A 1,384-nucleotide genomic window follows, 5' to 3' on the forward strand; every position below is an offset into this window, starting at 1 on the left:
CGGAGCCGCGGCAGCCTTGCACGAGGCCGAGGCGCCGGCGCGGCTCCAGCCTCGCTTCGGCACGCTCAGGGCCTTGGACGAGCGCGGCAATGTGCGGGCGCTGGCCGATGTCGAGCTCGAAATGATCAAGCTTGCGATCGACCACTATAACGGCCAGATGAGCGAGGTGGCGCGCCGCCTTGGCATCGGGCGCTCGACGCTCTACCGCAAGTTGAAGGAATATGGCATTGACCCCGAAGCGGGTCGTCTCGACCGGCTTGCCTCCTGAGACGCAAGCCCCAACCCAGCTTGCCCGTTTAAATCTTGAGTCAAATCGTCGCTTGTCGGTCGGGAAGGCGCTGTTTTCAGTGGCTTGCCTGCCGGCGATCACGCATTAAGGCAAACGGTAACAGATCGTGTTTCGGTCCAAACCGAATTCTTGATCTAAACCAGTGATTTACCACGAAACACGGTGCATCATTTTTGACTGGATATCGCCACGGTGTTACCGCATTTCGGCTTCAATAAGCGATGATTAACCATTAGGATCGATATTCGGATGTGAGAACCACGCATCCGTTTGGGCAAATCCGGGGACAAACGGCAGCCTGCAAGGCCTTTTGATTTGAACCAAGTCGAACGACACACAGACGGGCGGCATTTTCACATGAGCGTCTGGCCGAGGTGGCTGACGTTTGTGATTTTGGCCGTCGGGTTCCTCTCGGCAGCCGTCTCCGGCGCGAAGGCCGAAATCCGTTCGTTGAAGCTCTATCACCTGCACACGCACGAAAAGGCCGAGATCGTCTACAAGCGCAACGGCCGCTACGACCCTGAAGGCCTGCGCAAGATCAACATCATCCTGCGCGACTGGCGCCGCAACGAGCCGACCAAGATGGATCCGCGGCTGCTCGACCTGGTGTGGGAAGCCTATCGGCAAAGCGGAGCGACCGACTATATCCAGGTCGTCTGCGGCTATCGCTCGCCGTCCACCAATGCGATGCTGCGCAGCCGCAGCCGCGGTGTCGCCGAGAAAAGCCAGCACATGCTCGGCAAGGCGATGGACTTCTATATTCCCGGCGTGCCGCTGAAGAAGCTGCGCAACATCGGCCTCAAGATGCAGGGCGGCGGCGTCGGCTACTATCCGAATTCCGGTTCTCCGTTCGTCCACATGGATGTCGGCAATGTCCGCCACTGGCCGGGCATCAGCCGTCAGGAATTGGTCAGCCTGTTCCCGAACGGCAAGACGCTGCACGTGCCGAGCGACGGCCGGCCGCTGCCGGGCTATGAGCAGGCTGTGGCCGCTTACAAGGCGCGCAAAGGCGCGGGCACCCCCAATATCGAGCTGGCAAGCGCCGGCGGGTCGACCAAGCGGTCCGGCGGGCTGCTTGCGGCCTGGTTCGGCGGC

General features: G+C 61.1%; 2 protein-coding genes. Both read left to right on the plus strand.

What is annotated here, in order from left to right; all coding sequences use genetic code 11:
• On the plus strand, positions 1-268 hold a 268-nt coding region (locus DH10_RS34090), incomplete at its 5' end, for a helix-turn-helix domain-containing protein (protein ID WP_281423890.1).
• Between the two features lie 378 nt (positions 269-646).
• A partial coding sequence (mepK, locus tag DH10_RS34095; protein WP_192385841.1) for a peptidoglycan L,D-endopeptidase MepK occupies positions 647-1,384 on the plus strand: 738 nt, incomplete at its 3' end.

The organism is Mesorhizobium silamurunense, assembly GCF_014843825.1.
Lineage (GTDB): Bacteria > Pseudomonadota > Alphaproteobacteria > Rhizobiales > Rhizobiaceae > Mesorhizobium > Mesorhizobium silamurunense.